Below are 18,846 nucleotides of genomic sequence, written 5' to 3'. Positions count from 1 at the left end.
CCAAAAGGGGCATGATCTTTATTTCTTTTATTTTTGAAATAATTGCGCTTGTAGAATGCTAAAACTGATGATATAATGGGAAAAACAAAAATTGGTATTATCAATGTGTCGGATCGCGCCAGTCGTGGTGAATACTCCGATTTGCCTGGTCAGGAGGTCAAGCGCTTATTACAGCTATGGTTGTCTAGTCCCTGGGAAGCAGAGTACGCCGTTATTCCCGATGAACAGGATTTGCTCGAAAAAGAATTGATCCATATGGCCGATCAGAAAACCTGTTGTCTGATTGTAACCACGGGTGGTACAGGACCTGCCCAACGGGATGTGACCCCCGAAGCCACTGTGGCCGTTTGCGAAAAATTACTTCCTGGTTTTGGGGAGCAGATGCGGCAGGTGAGTTTGCAATATGTGCCTACTGCCATTCTTTCGCGCCAGACGGCGGGAATTCGTGGTAGCACCTTAATCATTAATCTTCCCGGTAAACCAAAATCTATTCGGGAATGTCTGGAAGCCGTATTTCCGGCCATTCCATATTGTATTGATCTGATAGGAGGGCCTTACTTGGAGACAGATGTAAAGGAGATGAACGTATTCCGCCCTAAACAAGGATAAGGGATTTGTAAAATTGTGATTGAAGATAGTACAGCTTTTGGAAGAAAATGCCCTAAGTTTTGTCTATTATTCCTATATTCAAAAGCGCAAATAAATGATTATAAACCATACCGCCACTTCAATTGTTTTGAATTAAATAAGGAGCTTAAAAAAATGAGATTTTTGTCTTTCAGAATTGTTCGGATTCCTTGGGAAATGGGATCCATTCGCAAAATATTCAGGAATTACTTCCAAAATTTAATGCGCAACCGCAATTTAAAAATTCAGTACTACCTAATCCATATATTCACATGAACTTCTCTTTATCTCTAAGACTATTCCTATTTTCATTTCTGGCTTTTGGGATGACCTTTTCTCAAAGCTTTGAAGCCCTGAAATACCGTACGGTAGGCCCATCCAGAGGCGGTAGGGTAACCACGGTAACCGGGGTTGCCTCACTTCCAGGAACCTTTTATTTGGGTGCATCGGGAGGAGGCGTATGGAAGTCCGAAGATTATGGGACCACTTGGAACAATATTTCTGATGGATTCTTCGAAACACCCTCCATTGGAGCAATTCAAGTAGCTGAAAATGATCCCAACATTGTGTACGTTGGTACGGGTTCAGACGGACTCCGAAGCAACATTATCAGTGGAAAAGGGATGTACAAATCCATAGATGCGGGTAAGACATGGGAGCATATCGGACTTAAAAATGTGGGGCAAATTGGTGCGGTGGAAATTGATCCCCGCAATAGTAATGTCGTTTGGGTGGCGGCTATTGGTAATGCCTTCAAAGATAATGCGGAACGCGGGATATTTAAAACAACAGATGGTGGGGAAAGTTGGGAGAAGGTTTTATTTGTTTCCGAAAAGGTAGGGTTTTCAGATCTCGAATTACTTCCAGGAAACCCTAATGTAATTTATGCGGCTGCTTGGAAGGGCCAACGCAAACCATGGACCATCATTTCTGGTGGTACCAAAGCGGAAGGAGGCATCTATAAATCGGTGAATGGGGGCAAAGATTGGACTAAATTGGAGAATGGGCTGCCCAAGAATACGATTGGAAAAATCGATCTGGCCGTTTCTCCTGCCAATTCCAGTATTCTGAATGCTGTGATCGAGGCACCTGAAGGGGAACAAGGATTGTATAAATCCGTAGATCAAGGAAAGTCCTTTACCCATGTTTCGGATGACATCCGTTTGGTAAACCGCCCTTTTTATTATACCAATGTGGAATTAGATCCTACCAATCCTGATATCATATATTCCAATGCCAATCCGCTCATAAAATCCATTGATGGTGGAAAAACCTGGAAAGTCATACAAGTGCCTCACGGTGACAATCACGATATTTGGTTAAACCCAAATAACCCACAACTCCTAATTCAGGCCAATGACGGGGGTGCCAATGTAAGTTTTAATGGAGGAGAGACCTGGTCCACACAATTCAATCAGCCTACAGCAGAACTCTATCAGGTGGAAGTGGACGACCAATATCCCTATTGGCTATATGCGGGGCAGCAAGACAATTATACTACCATTGCCGTACCGAGTTTTCCGCCTACTGCGGTACAACAAACAGGAACGGCCTGGATCATCAATACCGGGGGCTGTGAAACAGGCCCTGCCGTGCCCAAACCGGGCAATCCCAATATCGTGTATGCGAATTGTAAAGGACGTTTTGGGGTCTTTAATAAATTGACCGGAATTGAGAAAAGCTATTATGTGGGGGCAAGCAATATATATGGGCACAATCCAAAGGATTTAAAATACCGCTTTCAACGCGTGGCCCCTATCCATGTGTCGCCACATAATCCCGACGTGGTTTATCATGGATCACAGTTCTTACACAAAACAGATTCCGATGGATATTCCTGGGAAACCATTTCTCCGGATTTAACCGCCTTTGAAGCGGACAAACAAGTAATTTCAGGGAGCCCTATTACTCGTGATATTACCGGAGAGGAATATTATAGTACCTTATATTCCATACGGGAATCCCCTTTACAGCAAGGCTTGATCTGGACGGGTTCCAATGATGGGGTGGTTTCCATCACCAAGGATGGGGGCAAGACCTGGCAAAATGTGACGCCAAAAAAATTGCCAAAAGGAGGTAGGGTAGAATCCATTGCTGCGTCCCTGCACGATCTGGCCACGGCTTATATTGCAGTGGATCGTCATCTCTTGGGCGACACCAAGCCTTATTTCTATAAAACTACAGATTATGGAAAAAACTGGACTTTACTAAGCAAGGCAACCAACGGTATTCCTAGTGATCATACGGCACGTGTCTTACGTGAAGATCCCATAAAACCTGGTTTATTGTATGCTGGTACAGAATATGGTATCTATGTCTCCTTCAATGATGGAAGCAGCTGGCAATCCTTTCAACAAAACCTTCCTGTGACCCCCATTACGGACCTAAAAATCTTTAGAGGCGATTTAGTATTGAGTACCATGGGGCGCGGATTTTGGATTTTGGATAATATTACCAGTTTACGCGACCCTAAAATGCCCAAACTAGGGGGTACACCCCACCTTTTTAAACCCGATACTACCATACGCTATCGCTACCCAAAAATACGCGCAGGGAACAGTTTCCCCAAATATCCCAGAACAGCGGTCTATATCGATTACTATTTGCCCGAGGCCACCAAAGGGGTGAAACTAGAAATACTGAATGCCCAGAAAGAACCCGTTACTACCATTTTAAGTGATAGCACCTTATTGAAATCTTCGGTAACAGAGGTAGAGGATATGGGGCTAAATACCCTCTTTCGCTATGTCAGTAAAAAGCTAAAAGCAAGGAAAGGTTTGCATCGATTTGAGTGGGACCTTCGTAAAAAAGGGCCTTGGCATAAGACAAAGAATAGACGTTATAAGAATGGTCCCTTGGTAGCTCCTGGCCAGTACACCGCCAAGCTCACCCTAGGAGATAAGACAATGACACAGGAATTTGAAGTGATGATGGACCCTAGGGTCAAAGCAGAGGGCATGACCAAGGCTTTGTTTGGAAAACAGCAAGACATGCAAGACAAGATATTGGCATTGTTGTCTGAGGCTAGACAATTGCAAGATCGCTTAGAAAAGGAAATTAAAAAATTGGACCCTAAAGAAGATAGTACCACAGGCCGATTAGAACAGCTAAAAGCCGCTTTAAAACAACTCAAGAATGACAAAGGGGCCTATCCGCAACAAATGTTAATCGCACAGATTTCTTATATCTACAATATTGTAAATGGTGCCGATCAGGTCATTGGTGTAGATGTGATGGAACGCTATGACGAATTGATGACCGATTTTACAGCGATTAAAAATAACGTGCACTAAATTTATAGGCTACCTCATGAAATACCTTAAACTCGCTATCTCCTTTATACTCACCATCGGAATTTTTTATGTTTTACATACAAAATTGGGTGCCATTCCGCCCTTGGGAAAATTTTTAAATCCTAGCTCGGGCATTTGGCAAAATGAAGGCGATGAATCCATTACTGGTGAAATCCTTATCCCTGGATTAACAGAAGAAGTGACCGTGCACTATGATGAACAGCTGATTCCCCATGTCTTTGCACAAAACGAACATGACCTCTATAAAGCGCAAGGCTATTTAACAGCGAAACATCGCCTATGGCAATTGGAATTCCAAACACATGCCGCAGCCGGACGCTTATCCGAAATCTTTGGTGAAGGCGCCTTAAATTATGACCGATCAGAACGAAGACGGGGCATGGGCTATGGCGCAGATCAAGCCATTGCCTATATGGAGCAATATGATACCGAGACCTTAGCTTTTGTGCAGGATTATGCAGACGGGGTAAATGCCTATATCGATCAATTGGACCCTAAAGATTATCCGGTAGAATACAAGCTTTTGGATTACGCGCCTGAAGCTTGGTCGCCCAAAAAAACGGCCTTGCTATTAATGTATATGACCAAGATGTTGGCAGGTTATGACGATGATCTGGAATACACCAATGTACTCCGCCTTATTGGAAAGGAAAATTTTGATTTGCTCTTTCCAGACTTCTTCGATAGTAACGACCCTGTGATCCCGAAGGATACGGACTGGAGTTTTATCGATGTGCCACAGACAGCACTACCAGAATCCCAAGTGGTTTTAGATACCATTGTAGAAACGATAGCTAAACCACATCCGGACAATGGGAGCAATAACTGGGCAGTTTCAGGAACAAAATCCGTAAGCGGAAATCCCATATTGGCCAACGATCCGCACTTGGGACTCAATTTACCCGCCATCTGGTTCATCATGCAATTGAGTACTCCGGAACACAATGCCTTTGGCGCAACGATTCCAGGGGCATTGGGCGTTATTTCTGGTTTTAATCAACACATTGCCTGGGGTGAAACCAATGCCACCAGAGATGTTATCGACTGGTATAAAGTAGCCTTCAATAAAGACCGTACGAAATACCGCTATAATGAGCAATGGAAAGACGTTCGTTTGAGGATTGAGGACATTAAGATAAAAGGCAAAGAAAACTTCAAGGACTCTGTATTGTATACGCATCATGGTCCTGTGGTCTTCGATAAAAATTTTCGATCGGACAATGAACGTTCGGGCTATGCTATGCGGTGGATAGGTCACGATGGAGGCAATAACCAGAAAACCTTTATTGCGCTCAATAAAGCCAAAAACTATGATGACTATGTTAGTGCTTTACAGTATTGGAATGCCCCGGCACAAAATTTTGTATTTGCCTCTACGGAAGGTGATATTGCCTTATGGATCCAAGGGAAGTTTGCCAATAAATGGGAAGGTCAAGGGAAATTTCTAATGGATGGGAGTCTTCCTGAAAACGACTGGCAATCGTATATTCCGCAACAGTTCAATGCCCATACCAAAAACCCGGAACGGGGTTTTGTCAGCTCTGCCAATCAGCATCCTGTAGATGAAAACTATCCTTATTATGTTTTTAATGATGGCTATGAAACCTACAGAAACCGTGTAATCAACGATTTTTTTAGCACTAAAGACAAAATCAGTGTACAAGATTTCAAGGATTTGCACAACAACAATCACAACCTCAAAGCTGAAGAATTAGTACCTTATATGCTGGAACATATGGATACTTCTTCCTTGACTGGAGATGAAAAGATCATCCTCCAAGAAATTAGCACTTGGAAGTTCAATAACGATATCCATGAAGTGGGGCCCAGTATATGGCGGCAATGGTACGGTAAATTATATACCATGCTTTGGGACGAATTGGATGTAGAGAACATGGCATTGACTTCACCTTATACCTACCAAACGATTTATCTCCTTAAAAATCATGGGAATCACGAGTTTATGGATATTGTAGCCACCAAGGATAGGACCGAGACTGCTAGAGATCTATTTGTATTGGCCTTTAAGGAAGCCGCCAAACGTTTAAACGAGATAAAAGCAGAAAAGGGAGATTATACCTGGGTAAATTATAAAGGCACCTATGCCGGCCACTTGTTACAGGCCTTGCCGGCTTTCTCTAGATTTGATATTCCCATTGGAGGGGATCGCAATATTGTGAATGCCACTTCTGAAGATCATGGCCCTTCATGGAGAATGATTGTAGAAATGACATCTCCACCAACCGCTTTGGGCATCTACCCTGGAGGTCAATCTGGTAACCCAGGGAGTACATATTACGACAATTTTATAGACGATTGGGCTGCTGGAAAATACCATAGCCTTCATTTTTTGCAATCCAATAATACGACTAGTGCCGTTATCGGTACGCAAACCTTAATACCGGCACATCATGACTAAGAACATTTATAATTTTATAGCCACTCTTATATTAGCGGTGTTATTGTCTCTCTTTCTCCCTTGGTGGTCCATCATGATAGCCGCTTTGATCACTGCCTTGTTAATCCCATTGCAAAAATCAGCAGTATTTTTCGTTCCCTTTTTGGCCATATGTTGTTATTGGGCGGTGTATTCATTTCTACAGAGCAGTGCAAATGACTTTACCTTGGCCAAAAAAATATCCCAATTGTTGCAAATAGGAGGGAATCCTTATATCCTTATTCTTCTTACAGGAGTGATTGGTGGCTTGGCAGCCGGAATCAGTGCTGTTTTTGGGAGACAGCTGCGCAATCTGGGAAGCCCTAAAATCTAATTCCTTTTAATCGATTAAAATAAGTACAAATCACACAAATTATTTTCATGAAATCATCAATTCAACTAACGGTCTTACTTTTTCTGGTTTTCAGCATTTCCTATGCGCAAAACCCATTGATCAACACCCCCTCCATTAGTCCGGACGGACAAACCATTGCCTTTAATTTTCAGGGCGACATCTGGACGGCTAATGTAAACGGAACTAATCTACGAAGGATTACAGTCCATGAAGCAAATGATACCAAGCCCATTTGGAGTCCGGATGGTACTGCCATAAGTTTCATCAGCAATCGCTTTGGCAACAATGATGTGTATGTCATCGGAAAAGAAGGCGGCATTCCCAAGAGAATTACGTATCACTCTACCAATGACAATATCACCGATTTTACGGCAGACGGGCATTTGATTTTCGAAACTCGAAGGAATTTCATGCAAGTGGAACGAGAACCGGAAATACATATGGTCAGTACTGAAGGAGGAACACCCTCTCGTTATATGAATTCCTTGGGTTTTGACGCCACCTTATCGCCTAACGGTCAATTCATTGCTTTTGTAAAAGGCTCTTGCCGGCTAGAGCGAGAAGCGTATAGAGGACCTGCAAACAGGAATGTCTGGTTGTATGATATCAAAAAGGACAATTACACGCAACTTACGGATTATGATGGGAATGATTTTTATCCGCAATGGGCAGATAATAGCACCATTTACTTTCAATCTTCCCGCAGCGGGCGCTACAATGTACATAGCCTAAAAATCGATGCCCAAGGGGGTAAAACAGGAACCGTAACTCAACATAGTACTTTCAAGGATATGGGGATATTTTCCTTTCGTTTAAGTAAAAACGGAAAAGATATTGTAGCCATCCAAGGCGATCGATTACATCACATGAATACCGCTACTTCCAGCTCCAAAGTAATCCCCTTGGCCATCAAATCGGACTATAAATTTGATCCTATAGAACACGAGCGCATTTCCGGGAATATTAGTGAAGTTGCCGTTTCTCCCAATGGGAAGCTCTCCGCTGTTGTGGTACGCGGTGAAATATTCATTACCCAAAACGATAAAGAGAAAAACAGAACGGTCAACGTTTCAAATTCCCCTTACAGGGACAGAATGGTGAAATGGATCAATGATACCACCTTGTTCTTTGTATCGGACCGGGATGGACAAAACGATTTCTTTGTGGTGAAATCTGATGACCCTAAGGAGAACGATCTTTTTAAAACCTTAAAGCACAAAATAACGAGGATTACCAAGACCACGGCAGAGGAGAGTAACCCCCTCATTTCCCCGAATGGTAAATCCATAAGCTTTATACGAGGTAGGGGAAAACTTATTGTTGCCGCCATTAATGAAAACGGGAAATTGTCTAATGAAAAAATACTTTTAGATGGTTGGGACACTCCAGGAGGTGTTTCATGGTCCCCAGATTCAAAATGGTTGGCCTATAGCCTAGGCAATTTAGATTTTAACGATGAAATTTATATCCATAGGGCAGACAACTCCCAAAAACCCGTCAACGTATCCCTACACCCAAAACAAGACAGAAATCCGATCTGGAGTAAGGATGGAAAAAAATTGGCCTTTTCCTCAAACCGTAATAATAGTGATTACGATGTTTGGTTTGTATGGCTCAATAAGGAAGATTGGGAAAAAACAGCCCAGGATTGGGAAGAAGAAGCAGAAGACTCTTCCAATAGGGCTAAGGAAGGGGCGAAAAAAGAAGACAAGGCTACCGAGGCGGTTGTTCGTATCGACTTTGAAGATATTCATGAACGGCAAAACCAAGTAACTTCTTATACAGGAGGGGAATTTGTCCAGGCCATTTCCAAGGATGGTAAAACCTTCTATTATGTCACCGGAAATGGAGGGAGAGGAAATGAAAGTATTACTTCTGATCTGTATAAAATCAAGTGGGACGGAAAGGATAGAAAAGAAATCACCAAAGGAAATACTCGTCCTTCCAATATCGTGTTGAACAAGAAACACAACCAATTGTATTATACCAAATCAAGAGGAAATCTGGCACGAATCAACCTTGCGAGCGACAAGTCTGAAAATCTTCCGACTTTAGCTCGGATGGATATCAATTATGCACTGGAATCCGATCAGATTTTTGAAGAAGCTTGGAAAGCCATCAATGACGGTTTTTATGATCCCGATTTTCATGGACAAGATTGGACTTCCCTAAAAAAGAAATACAAACCTTTAGCGATGAAAGCTTCTACCAGAGCCGATTTCCAAAGAATTTTCAACTGGATGTTAGGGCAGATCAACGCGAGCCATATGGGATTACGGGGAGGCAGACAACGAGAAGATTTGCAACGCGAATCCACAGGCCAGCTTGGTCTGGAACTGGAACCTCAGAAAAATGGGAATTTAAAAGTACTGGGAGTGATTCCCAATATGCCCGCGGATAGGGGAACGAGCAAATTAAGCCCGGGAGATATCATTACTGCCGTCAACGGAGAAAAACTTAAAGCCAAAACCAATTTTTATAGCCTGCTGACCGGGACTGCCAATGAAAAAATATACTTGGAAGTCAAAAATAAAAATAACACCCGAGAGGTTGTGATCAGACCTAAGAACAGTAATCGTTTGGAAAATTACAATGCCTGGGTAAAAGAACGGAAACGCCTTACGGAAAAGTACTCCAACGGCAGATTGGGGTATATTCATATTCAAGGCATGAACTGGACCAGTTTTGAGCGTTTTGAAAGAGAATTGACCGCTGCGGGCTTAGGTAAGGAAGGCATTGTCATTGATGTGCGCTACAATGGAGGCGGCTGGACCACCGACTATTTAATGGCCGTTTTAAATGTGCGGCAACACGCCTATACCGTACCACGAGGTGCTGCAAAAAACTTGGCCACTGAGCATAAAAAGTTTGTTAACTACTATCCTTATAGCGAGCGTTTGCCCTTGGCTTCCTGGACCAAGCCATCCATAGCCATTAGCAATCACACCAGCTATTCCAATGCTGAGATTTTTGCCCACGCCTTTAAGACCCTTGGTATTGGGAAATTGGTCGGCGAAGCTACTTTTGGTGCCGTAATATCCACAGGAGGAAGAGGTTTGATCGATGGTTCTTTTGTCCGTATGCCGTTTAGGGGTTGGTACGTAAAGGCCACGCAGGAAAACATGGAATTAGGACCTGCAGTACCGGATATTTTGGTCAATAACAATCCCGACGACAAAGCAAAAAAACAAGATACTCAATTACAAAAAGCGGTAGAAACGCTATTAAAAGATCTAAATTAGATCTGATATAAGATGGATGCGGCCAGCATGATACGGAGTGCGTGAAATCTCTCTGGCCGCAATATATAAACGAAGAAAATAGTAAGGTATGCGTTTGTTTTTGATATTAGGATTAGGTATTTGTGTAGGGTTATATAGCTGCACCAATGTTCCTAAAAAAGAAGTTCCTATTACCATTGATACCCATTCCTATGAGGATATCGGATATCCGGAAACTGCGGTTAAGCTTCCGGATTCCCTAAAAAATGCCTTTATCGAAAAATTCTTTGTGCCTTGGGAATCCTCCTCAAAAACCTTGCTTTCTTCCTTAGCTAGTTTGCCTGGAAAAGAAATGTCCTACTTGGACAACTATCTGAAAGATGATGCTTGGTATGGGGAGAATAAGAAACCCCATAGGAAATGGCAACGGGAAGAAGTGGTCGCTAATGCCGATGTTAAAAGCTTCCCCAATTTTCAGCAAAGAGGCATCATTATTTCCCATACGGATCTAAGGCGAATTCCCACAAAACGACCTGGTTTTGATACCTATTCCAAGGCAGGTGAAGGCTATCCCTTTGATTACTTTCAGGAAACCAGCTTGTGGGCCAATACTCCTGTATTCATAGCGCATACTTCACGGGATAAACAATGGTGTTATGTGCTAAGTCCTTATTACAAAGGTTGGGTAAACATGCATGATGTTGCCTTGGTTGACGCCGATTTTATAGCACAATGGTCTTCGGGAAGCTTTTGTTTTCCTTTGTCCGACCAGGTCAACCTTCAAAATACCACTTCCCATTATGCCATCAATGCTAAAATTGGAATGCTATTGCCCTATGAAGAAATTGAAAAAAGCCTGGACAAAGTACACGTCTATTATGCCAATGCCGATAAAAACCAAAAGGCAGCGATTTTAAAAGCAGAAATAAACCGGGATGCGCTGGCATTTGACAGCTTTCCATTTCAGGAAAGTACGTTGAAGCAATTGGTTTCCAACTTGATCGAAAGACCGTATGGATGGGGAGGGATGTTGGAGAATAGAGATTGTTCTGCCATGATTCGGGATTTATTGGGTACGTATAGAATTTGGTTGCCCAGGGATTCCGAGGATCAAATGGCCATTGGCGATCACTATGAGTTTCCTAAAACCACGGAGGAGAAAGTGAAGTTGATCAAGGAAAAAGGGATTCCCTTTTTGACCATTTTGCGAAAAAAGGGCCACAATATGCTCTATGTTGGGGATGCCCCCAATGGAGACCCCCTGATCCTTCATGCCATTTGGGGATTAAAAACGTCCTACTCCGATGAGCAACTTGCCCATTTCCTGAAGGAATACCCCATTGAGGGAATCCATCAAGATAAAGATGGAAGTTTAAAGGGTAGGCATGTCATCGGGGAAGCTGTGATCACCTCTATATATGCAGGTGAGGGAAATGATCAGGTGCCCCTTTCCATCATTGAAGAAATATATGCCATGACCACCATTCTTAAAAACTGAGGATATGCACTTGCCATTTTAGATAAACCTTTGAAGACCAAAAAGGTAAAATCTGCATTTAAGTTAAAAGAAGGAATTAAAACGCTGTTCAACTAAAAGTTTTTGTCTTTGACCCTATCCTAAAATATTTGATAAACTACTCATACCGTAAGCTTTTCAACGGTTTAGTTAGAAGGCAAAACCCTTTTTATGCTATTTATAATCCTTATGCTGATTTCAATAAAGGCGAATGGGTATTGCACGGAACGTATGACACCGCCATGATATAAACTCTTATTTATCCCGTATTTTGTTTTTATAGTTTCCTCCCTCAACATATCGATAGACCTTTCCTTTTTGATCCCTTTCAAAAGTAAAGGTATCACCTAGTTCCCCATTCTCTTTGATGTAACGAAAGGTATCACCACCTACATGCTCGTAGAACATCATTCTGCGCCCGGGTGAATTTTCGGGCAACTGCAATACCACTAGGTTTTCTGCCCAACTAGAGATATAAACTTCACTATTCCAAGGGTTCATATTATAATAGCCTGTATACTCCTTGAGGTTGAGCTTATGCTCGGCCATGTTCTTCAATGGTTTTACATGGTCCAGTATTTGTTTTATTCCATTTAGATATTTAAAGGTTTGGGATCTGTTTCCATTGATCAGGATGGCCAAACCAAGTTTAGTAGATATATTTAATTGCAATAGAGAAACAAAACCAGGGCAGGTTCCGCCATGGGATATCCACGTATTGCCATCTGATTCCTCGATCACTTCAAAGCCCAAGCCCCACTTTAAATATCCATTTTTACTCGTGGCGTGCACTTGATGCATTTTTTTTAAGGTAGAAGGCTTTAGAATTTCTGAGCGTGAAGCATCGTACAACCTAAACTGCCATTTGGCATATTTCGCTAAATCATGAATGGAGGTCCATAGTCCCATCGCCGGTTGCATCGCTTTGGTGTCAAATTCATTGACCATTTCCCGTTTTCCATTTCTATTTATGGCCGTATATCCCATAGCATGCTCTTTATTGGGTATTGCAGCTCCCATAGTAGTTTCTGTCATCTTTAATGGATTCAAGATTTCTTTTTGAATGTATTCTTCGTAGGGTATCCCAGAAATTTTTGCAATGATTTCACCTAACAAAGCATAGCCTATATTGCTATAAGCAACATCGGTTCCCACTTCACTTTTAGTCTCCAAATCTTTTAGTGCAGAGCGAAATTCTTTTGGGGAAGGGAAAGTAAAATCAGGTCCACTAAAATAACTATGACCCGTATTTCCGGGTAATCCAGAAGCATGTGATAACAGGGCACCTACAGTAACGGCACCGTTTTTAGGGAATTTTTGATGTACTTCATAAAATGGCAGAAGGTCCTTCACCTTATCCTCTAAATGGAGCTTTCCTTCATCTACAAGTCGCATTATGGCGACGGCTGTAAACGACTTGGTAATAGAGCAAATGCTGCAAATAGTATGGGTATCCATATCTTTATCTTGTTCTATATGTGATTTTCCAAAAGCTCCGGTCCATACTATTTCTTGATCTTGAAGGATCATGGCAGTGATTCCAGGAATATTTTCAAAGTCTTTTTGAGCTTCCAACCAAACCTCTATCAACGCAAAGGCTTCATGGTAGTTTTTTGGATGTTCTTGCGAACTTCCAAAGAGCGTACAAAAAAGGAAACATAGAAGTATAGGGATTCGTTTCATATAACTACATTGATTTATGAATTGTTTAAAGTAAAAGTGATATGATGCCAGTAGGTATTTAGCGTTTTCTCTGGCGAAAAGTTTATTCTTGTAAGCTTTTGATTTTTAGATTTTCCCAAGGGATATCATAAATTTGCATAACACTAGAAAGGGATTTTATATGAACATTAGGACCATTTTCCAAGAATCGGTTGCTTTCTATGATTTGTTTTCTCGGATTGGATTTACTTGTTTTTAAGGTAAATTTTTCCGGATGGATCAACTTGGAATTAATGCCCTCGTAGTGGAAATGGTAAGCCGTTTTAGGCAATTTCAACCACACTTTTTTACTGTCTTCAACATCCATGTGGACCTTTTGGATTTCCGAAGAAGTATCGATGCTCAACATTTTAAAATTTCCCCTGGCATCTATGCTTTTCGTCACATCATCAATGGAAACAGTGGAAGCATCTGAAGTTAACACCATATTTTGCACGTTCTTTATCAAGGTATATCCGGAGAATACTACATTGAGATCTCCATCGCCCCAATAATCGATTTCAAAATTTGAATAGGATCCTTTAATTGATGTTTGCTTGCCACTTAACTTATTTGCTTGAAGCAATACGTGACTAAGTTCTGCTTTCAGATTCTTAAATTCCTCAGATAAGACGATTTTTCCATGTCTGGCTTTAATATGGAGTTTAGCGTTTCTTGGAAATTTTACTTTTACTGTTTTGCTGATGATGGCGCGTTTGGATAATGCTCGGACATTAGCACTTGGAAGTAGGTTTTTATTTTTAAGGGCAGGTTGATTTATCATAGTGGATTTCTTCTCCAATGCTGGAAGTGTTTCTCTTCTAGAGGCTTTTAATTTAATGCGTTCTTCTTTGGTCTTATGGTACCAGCGTCTACCGACTTTCTCGTTATTTTCCCGCTCCCATTCCTTTAGATAGGCATTCCCTTTTTCAATATAGGTATCAAAATCAAAGGTGTTTTGCTTTTGATCTATGCTTGGACGCAGGGTTTTCTTTTTAAAATTGTTGTTTTCAACCTTGCCAGCATCCAACTTATCCGTATCCACAAAATAGCCTTTGTAATATCCTCGCTTTTTTAATTCAACATTGGATTCCTCTTGCAACAAAGAAGCTATTCTCACTTCATTGGCGTATTGCTCCGCTTTAAAATCCCATTTTTTAAAATAATTTTCTACCTCATTTTCCGATAAACCTTCAATCTCCAGTATAGCTTCAATGGTCACCACTTTATCATCCGTAAAGGCAAACTCAAGATTGGTGTACTTCGTCCAGACATCTAGAACGACATCTTCTGTAACCGCAAATTTGTATTGTTGTGTTTTGGTCACTACCTGAGCGTTACCACTTGTATAACCCAATATTATTAAAAAGGCACTAACGACTACTTTATATAATTTCATGATCTTTATTTTTTAATTCTTCCATTGCTACTTTTAAATCCTGTAATAACTCAAGTTGTCTTTTTAAGTTATTGATAAGGGCGTGTATGCTCATGCTACTTGGACCTTCCTTTCGTATTTCTGCAACCAAAGAGGTATGTTCTTCTTCTAAAATGGCAAAACGCTTCATATAGCGATCTACCATAGATCGACTTTCTTGACGATCTTTTATCTCTGAAAGGGTAGTATTGATATTGGTTACGTAGTACGCTTCAATTTCCTTTAAATCCGGTGAAATAGTACTCAAGACCATATCAGGATCAGTGTTTTGTCTGTCTTGATCGAAGAAGATATGGGACAGTACCCCCAGCGATATAAAAACGACTATAGCTGCGGCCATTTTTAATATGCCATAGGAGCTATTCTTTTTTACAGGAAGTTCTTCATAGAGTTTTTCTATAAAAATTGCTTCATGATTTGGCCTAGGGGTATGATTTACTAAGCGGTCTTTTTCAAATCGTTTTTTAAGATTCTGTGCCATAACCTTTATGTTTTAGTAATTGTCTTAATTGTGCCTTGCCCCGCATTAAATGTGTTCTTGATGTAACCACGGGAATGTTTAAAATCTGTGCAATTTCCTCATGATCATAACCTTCTATCAAGTAGAGCATTACTACGAACCTGTATTTATCTTTGAGTTTATTCATTTCTTTTTTTACATCTTCCAACACAAAACTTTCACCGAACTCCCAATCGCTATCCATCTCAAGCTCCATATGATCGACTTTGGTTTCATCTAAGGCGACCACTTCCAATTTTCGTTTTTTTAATTCGTTGATACATTTGTTCACAACAATCTTTTTGAGCCATGCACCAAAAGAAACTTCTGCTTTAAACTGGGATATATGTTTAAACGCACTTAAAAAGGACTCCTGAACCACATCTTGGGCATTTTCTGCGTTCATCAACAAGCGCATCGCCACATTATACATTCCTTGATGATATCTTCTGTAGAGTTCAATTTGAGCGCGCTTATGATTTGATTTACATCCTTCTATTAATTGGCTTTGTTGCATATGGGTACGCTAGTTTTTCAAAATAAAAACACCTTCTATTAAGAAAGACAAAAGACAAAGGACTACGTTGCAAAAAATTTTAATGAATCAATTAAAATATACTGTTGGTTGTATATAGCTATAGGATGAAACCATAAGAAAAGAAATGACACAGGTTTAGTGCCCCCTTTAAATCTAGGGAAAGAAAAAATCAAATGGAATGTATAATTTTCAAGAGGTATGTTACTCTAGGAAAAACGATAGTGAAATATAAGCCAATGGAGTTTCAGGCTTTCTTATTCTTTTTACTATGTTTCACTATTCATACCGTAAACTTTTCAGCGGATTGGCATGTGCCGCTCGTATGGCATGATAGGCAATGGTCATTATTGTGATCAAGAGGGAAGCCGTACCCGCCATCAAGAAGGTAGAAAGCCCTATCTCGGTATGATAGGTAAAGGCGTCCAACCAGTCGTCCATGGCAAAGTAACTGATGGGTACAGCCAACAAAAAACCAATGCCTACCAATAAAAGAAAACCTTTCACCATCTGTAGCATAATATGCAAAGCGCCCGCCCCCAATACTTTTCGGATTCCGATTTCTTTTATACGTTGCTCGGCAGCAAAACTTGCCAAACCAAACAACCCTAATAAAGAGATAAAAATGGCTATCGCGGAAAAGTAATTTCCCAAAGTGCCGATCACTGTTTCACTTTGGTATTGTGCTTTGTAATTATCCTCTAGAAAATGATATTCAAAAGGATAATCCGGGTTATATTCTTTCCATAGTTCCTCAAGGTAAGCCAGGCTCTCCCCATGGTGCTGATCCACCATTCTTAAACTGAGTATCGTATTGCTATGAGGCCTTAAACTAATGATCAAAGGCTCAATAGGGGAGTGTAGTGAACGAAAATGAAAATCCTTAACGATACCGATAATTTCTCCGGTTCGGCCCCAAAAGGTCACCCTATGGCCGATGGGTTCCTCCAAATTCATGATCTTGGCGGTTTGTTCGTTGATGATCACATGCAATGAATCCGTGACCAAAGAGGTATCAAAAGACCTTCCTCTTACAAGTTCCATATCATAGGTCTCCAGAAAATCATAATCGGTTTGAATGATCTGAAAATTTGTCCGAAGTTCATTGTCCCTTTCTGCCCAGCTAAAGCCACCATCCGTAGACGTTCCGTAGGTGAGTGCGGAACTCCCTGAAAAGGCTACATTGGTAAAATGCGGGTTCTCTGATAATCTGGATTTTAATTGTGCTTGTACATCACTGTTGCGCAAACTACCTTCTAAGGGAACCATCACCAAATTTTCTTTATTGAACCCCAGTTCCCTGTTTTCCATAAAGTCCAACTGTTTTTGGATCACCAAAGTGGCTATGATTAAGGTGGTAGAAATGACAAATTGAAAAACCACCAAGCCTTTCCGTAAACCATCTGAGCTCCGGGAGCTTCTAAAGCTGCCCTTTAATACCTTAATCGTTTTAAAGTTGGAAAGTACCACAGCCGGATATATTCCCGAAACCAGACCTACGATAAGCCCTATCACCATCAACTTATACGATTGATCAACATTAAACAGGGAAAAGCTTATATTCTTGCCCACTAGAAGATTCAAATGATCTATGGTCAACATCACTAGGAACCCAGCCAACAAAGCAGAAAAAAGAGCCAACAATACGGATTCTGTCATGAATTGCAACAGTAAATACCTACGACTAGAGCCTACTACTTTTTTAACCCCTACTTCTTTGGCCCTTTTGGTGGAACGGGCCGTCACCAAATTGATAAAATTAATGGACGCGATCAATAGAATAAAAAGGGCCACTACGCTAAACAAACGAACATAGAGAATGCGCCCCCCGGTCAATTCTCCATTCTCATAGTTCGTGAATAGATAGCGTTCTTTAAACGGTTGTAACAAGAGGGTGCCCGGAGCTTCTTCGGCTCCCATTTTCTCCTGTATATAAGGCGCTATTTTAGCATTAAATTGATCGATGTCCGTACCTGCACGCAATTTGGCAATACCACTGATGCCACTATTGCCCCATTCGTTTACCCAAGTATTTTCCTGTTTCCAGAGCAGAAAAGGGGCAACAAAATCAAAATTAATCGTGCTTTCATGGGGGACATCCTCAAAAACTCCGCCTACTTCAAAATTGCCCCAACCATCAACTTCTATGGTCTTTGACAGGGCAGGCTCTTCCCCAAATAAGCGCTCTTTTGCACTTTTTGAAAGATAGATTTGCGAAGGTGAGTTCAAAGCACTTTTTGCATTTCCTTCAATAAAATGAACCTGAAAAATCTTGAAAAAATCAGCACTGGCCCAAATACCACTTTCCCGTTGCCTGTGATCCTCAAGGATAAAATACGGGTCGTAGGGGTGGGTGTAGGCGGCCATTGATTCCACTTCAGGGAAATCATCTGTAAAGCTGGTATGAAGAGGTCCGGGAGTGAAATCATTGGTATAAATTATTCCGGAACTGGTCCGGTTTTCCATTACTTGGTACATTTGTCCTATATCTTTGTGAAACCCATTGACGGATAACTCAGATTCCACATAGAGTAGGAGCAGGGCACTGGCGGTAAGGCCAATCGTAAGGCCCAGTACATTGAATAGTGCATAGAGGCGTTCTTTCCAAAATACACGAAAGCTGGTTTTAAATAAGGTATGGATCATTCCTAAGGGTATATAGTTTTGATGGCCCCATGAGGTGCGGAGAAGGGAAAGTCGAAATAGCAATAGAACGTCTATAAAAAACTTAAAATTGGCATAAAGCCTGCCTTTTTCCTTTTGATTATTTTGATAGTGTTCCTCTAAGTCTCCTAGAATATCTTCTTGAAAATCAGGGTGACAGTAGCATTTCAATAGGCGTATTCCCAATCTTTTTAGCATGGCTTAAATTGAAAATCAATATCTGGAATTTCCGACCACAACTTTAAGCGCGTTTGGATATTAAATTCTAGCGCTTCTTTTCCAAAGGCGGTAATCTTAAAATAGCGTTTCCGTTTCCCACCTCTTACTTTTGTGGTTTCTCCGAGTTCTGAAGTGAGAAAACCTTTGCCTTCCATCCGTCGGAGTGCCGACTGAAGCGCACCTACAGAAACCTTGCGTTCCAAACGTTTTTCAATTTCGGTTTTAATAGCAACTCCGTAGGCATCGCCATGGAGAACTCCGACCGTTAAAAGGACGAATTCCTCAAATTCTCCAAGTTGGTACTTCTTCATTGGATTTAT

Annotated in this window: 12 protein-coding genes; 6 read left to right on the top strand and 6 right to left on the bottom strand. The window is 41.2% G+C overall.

Features of this window, described 5'->3' with window-relative positions:
- Positions 1 to 75: 75 nt before the first annotated feature.
- From mog to ACEXOE_RS11275, 6 genes are all read left to right on the top strand, one after another.
- Positions 76 to 609 (top strand): molybdopterin adenylyltransferase, encoded by a 534-nt coding sequence (gene mog, locus ACEXOE_RS11300; protein ID WP_394748894.1) that lies wholly within the window; start codon positions 76 to 78, stop codon positions 607 to 609.
- Positions 610 to 899: 290 nt separating this feature from the next.
- The gene (locus tag ACEXOE_RS11295; RefSeq protein ID WP_394748893.1) at positions 900 to 3,920 is read left to right on the top strand and encodes a WD40/YVTN/BNR-like repeat-containing protein; all 3,021 of its coding nucleotides are present in this window, start codon (positions 900 to 902) and stop codon (positions 3,918 to 3,920) included.
- A 16-nt stretch (positions 3,921 to 3,936) separates the two neighbouring features.
- The gene (locus ACEXOE_RS11290) at positions 3,937 to 6,360 is read left to right on the top strand and encodes a penicillin acylase family protein (protein WP_394748892.1); all 2,424 of its coding nucleotides are present in this window, start codon (positions 3,937 to 3,939) and stop codon (positions 6,358 to 6,360) included.
- The gene (locus ACEXOE_RS11285; protein WP_394748891.1) at positions 6,353 to 6,712 is read left to right on the top strand and encodes a hypothetical protein; all 360 of its coding nucleotides are present in this window, start codon (positions 6,353 to 6,355) and stop codon (positions 6,710 to 6,712) included. Before ACEXOE_RS11290 ends, ACEXOE_RS11285 begins: the two co-directional genes overlap by 8 nt.
- Before the next feature lie 47 nt (positions 6,713 to 6,759).
- Positions 6,760 to 9,975, top strand: a complete 3,216-nt coding sequence (locus ACEXOE_RS11280; protein WP_394748890.1) for a S41 family peptidase — start codon at positions 6,760 to 6,762, stop codon at positions 9,973 to 9,975.
- A gap of 88 nt (positions 9,976 to 10,063) precedes the next feature.
- The gene (locus ACEXOE_RS11275; RefSeq protein ID WP_394748889.1) at positions 10,064 to 11,452 is read left to right on the top strand and encodes an SH3 domain-containing C40 family peptidase; all 1,389 of its coding nucleotides are present in this window, start codon (positions 10,064 to 10,066) and stop codon (positions 11,450 to 11,452) included.
- A 273-nt stretch (positions 11,453 to 11,725) separates the two neighbouring features.
- Here the strand turns inward: ACEXOE_RS11275 and ACEXOE_RS11270 are convergent, their stop codons facing one another.
- From ACEXOE_RS11270 to ACEXOE_RS11245, 6 genes are all read right to left on the bottom strand, one after another.
- Positions 11,726 to 13,153 carry a serine hydrolase gene (locus ACEXOE_RS11270; protein WP_394748888.1) on the bottom strand — a complete coding sequence of 476 codons (1,428 nt, stop codon included), beginning with the start codon at positions 13,151 to 13,153 and terminating at the stop codon, positions 11,726 to 11,728.
- An 82-nt stretch (positions 13,154 to 13,235) separates the two neighbouring features.
- Positions 13,236 to 14,570, bottom strand: coding sequence for a hypothetical protein (locus ACEXOE_RS11265; protein ID WP_394748887.1), 1,335 nt, complete (start codon positions 14,568 to 14,570; stop codon positions 13,236 to 13,238).
- Positions 14,557 to 15,090 carry a hypothetical protein gene (locus ACEXOE_RS11260; protein WP_394748886.1) on the bottom strand — a complete coding sequence of 178 codons (534 nt, stop codon included), beginning with the start codon at positions 15,088 to 15,090 and terminating at the stop codon, positions 14,557 to 14,559. Before ACEXOE_RS11260 ends, ACEXOE_RS11265 begins: the two co-directional genes overlap by 14 nt.
- Complete coding sequence (locus ACEXOE_RS11255; RefSeq protein ID WP_394748885.1) at positions 15,074 to 15,625, bottom strand: RNA polymerase sigma factor; 552 nt, start codon at positions 15,623 to 15,625, stop codon at positions 15,074 to 15,076. Before ACEXOE_RS11255 ends, ACEXOE_RS11260 begins: the two co-directional genes overlap by 17 nt.
- Positions 15,626 to 15,922: 297 nt before the next feature.
- Positions 15,923 to 18,505 carry an ABC transporter permease gene (locus ACEXOE_RS11250; protein ID WP_394748884.1) on the bottom strand — a complete coding sequence of 861 codons (2,583 nt, stop codon included), beginning with the start codon at positions 18,503 to 18,505 and terminating at the stop codon, positions 15,923 to 15,925.
- A complete protein-coding gene (locus tag ACEXOE_RS11245; protein WP_394748883.1) occupies positions 18,499 to 18,837 on the bottom strand; it encodes a PadR family transcriptional regulator in 339 nt (112 codons plus the stop codon). Before ACEXOE_RS11245 ends, ACEXOE_RS11250 begins: the two co-directional genes overlap by 7 nt.
- Between the last annotated feature and the right edge of the window lie 9 nt (positions 18,838 to 18,846).

Origin of the sequence: Spongiimicrobium salis, from assembly GCF_043678055.1 — a bacterium.
GTDB lineage: Bacteria > Bacteroidota > Bacteroidia > Flavobacteriales > Flavobacteriaceae > Spongiimicrobium > Spongiimicrobium salis.
Note: the sequence above shows the minus strand (reverse complement) of the source record. Positions and strands in the feature narration are given on the sequence as shown.

Bases quoted from the DNA above. Each gene is read 5' to 3' on its own strand.
- mog (WP_394748894.1), top strand. From the start codon at position 76: ATGGGAAAAACAAAAATTGGTATTATCAATGTGTCGGATCGCGCCAGT.
- ACEXOE_RS11295 (WP_394748893.1), top strand. From the start codon at position 900: ATGAACTTCTCTTTATCTCTAAGACTATTCCTATTTTCATTTCTGGCT.
- ACEXOE_RS11290 (WP_394748892.1), top strand. From the start codon at position 3,937: ATGAAATACCTTAAACTCGCTATCTCCTTTATACTCACCATCGGAATT.
- ACEXOE_RS11285 (WP_394748891.1), top strand. From the start codon at position 6,353: ATGACTAAGAACATTTATAATTTTATAGCCACTCTTATATTAGCGGTG.
- ACEXOE_RS11280 (WP_394748890.1), top strand. From the start codon at position 6,760: ATGAAATCATCAATTCAACTAACGGTCTTACTTTTTCTGGTTTTCAGC.
- ACEXOE_RS11275 (WP_394748889.1), top strand. From the start codon at position 10,064: ATGCGTTTGTTTTTGATATTAGGATTAGGTATTTGTGTAGGGTTATAT.
- ACEXOE_RS11270 (WP_394748888.1), bottom strand. From the start codon at position 13,153: ATGAAACGAATCCCTATACTTCTATGTTTCCTTTTTTGTACGCTCTTT.
- ACEXOE_RS11265 (WP_394748887.1), bottom strand. From the start codon at position 14,570: ATGAAATTATATAAAGTAGTCGTTAGTGCCTTTTTAATAATATTGGGT.
- ACEXOE_RS11260 (WP_394748886.1), bottom strand. From the start codon at position 15,090: ATGGCACAGAATCTTAAAAAACGATTTGAAAAAGACCGCTTAGTAAAT.
- ACEXOE_RS11255 (WP_394748885.1), bottom strand. From the start codon at position 15,625: ATGCAACAAAGCCAATTAATAGAAGGATGTAAATCAAATCATAAGCGC.
- ACEXOE_RS11250 (WP_394748884.1), bottom strand. From the start codon at position 18,505: ATGCTAAAAAGATTGGGAATACGCCTATTGAAATGCTACTGTCACCCT.
- ACEXOE_RS11245 (WP_394748883.1), bottom strand. From the start codon at position 18,837: ATGAAGAAGTACCAACTTGGAGAATTTGAGGAATTCGTCCTTTTAACG.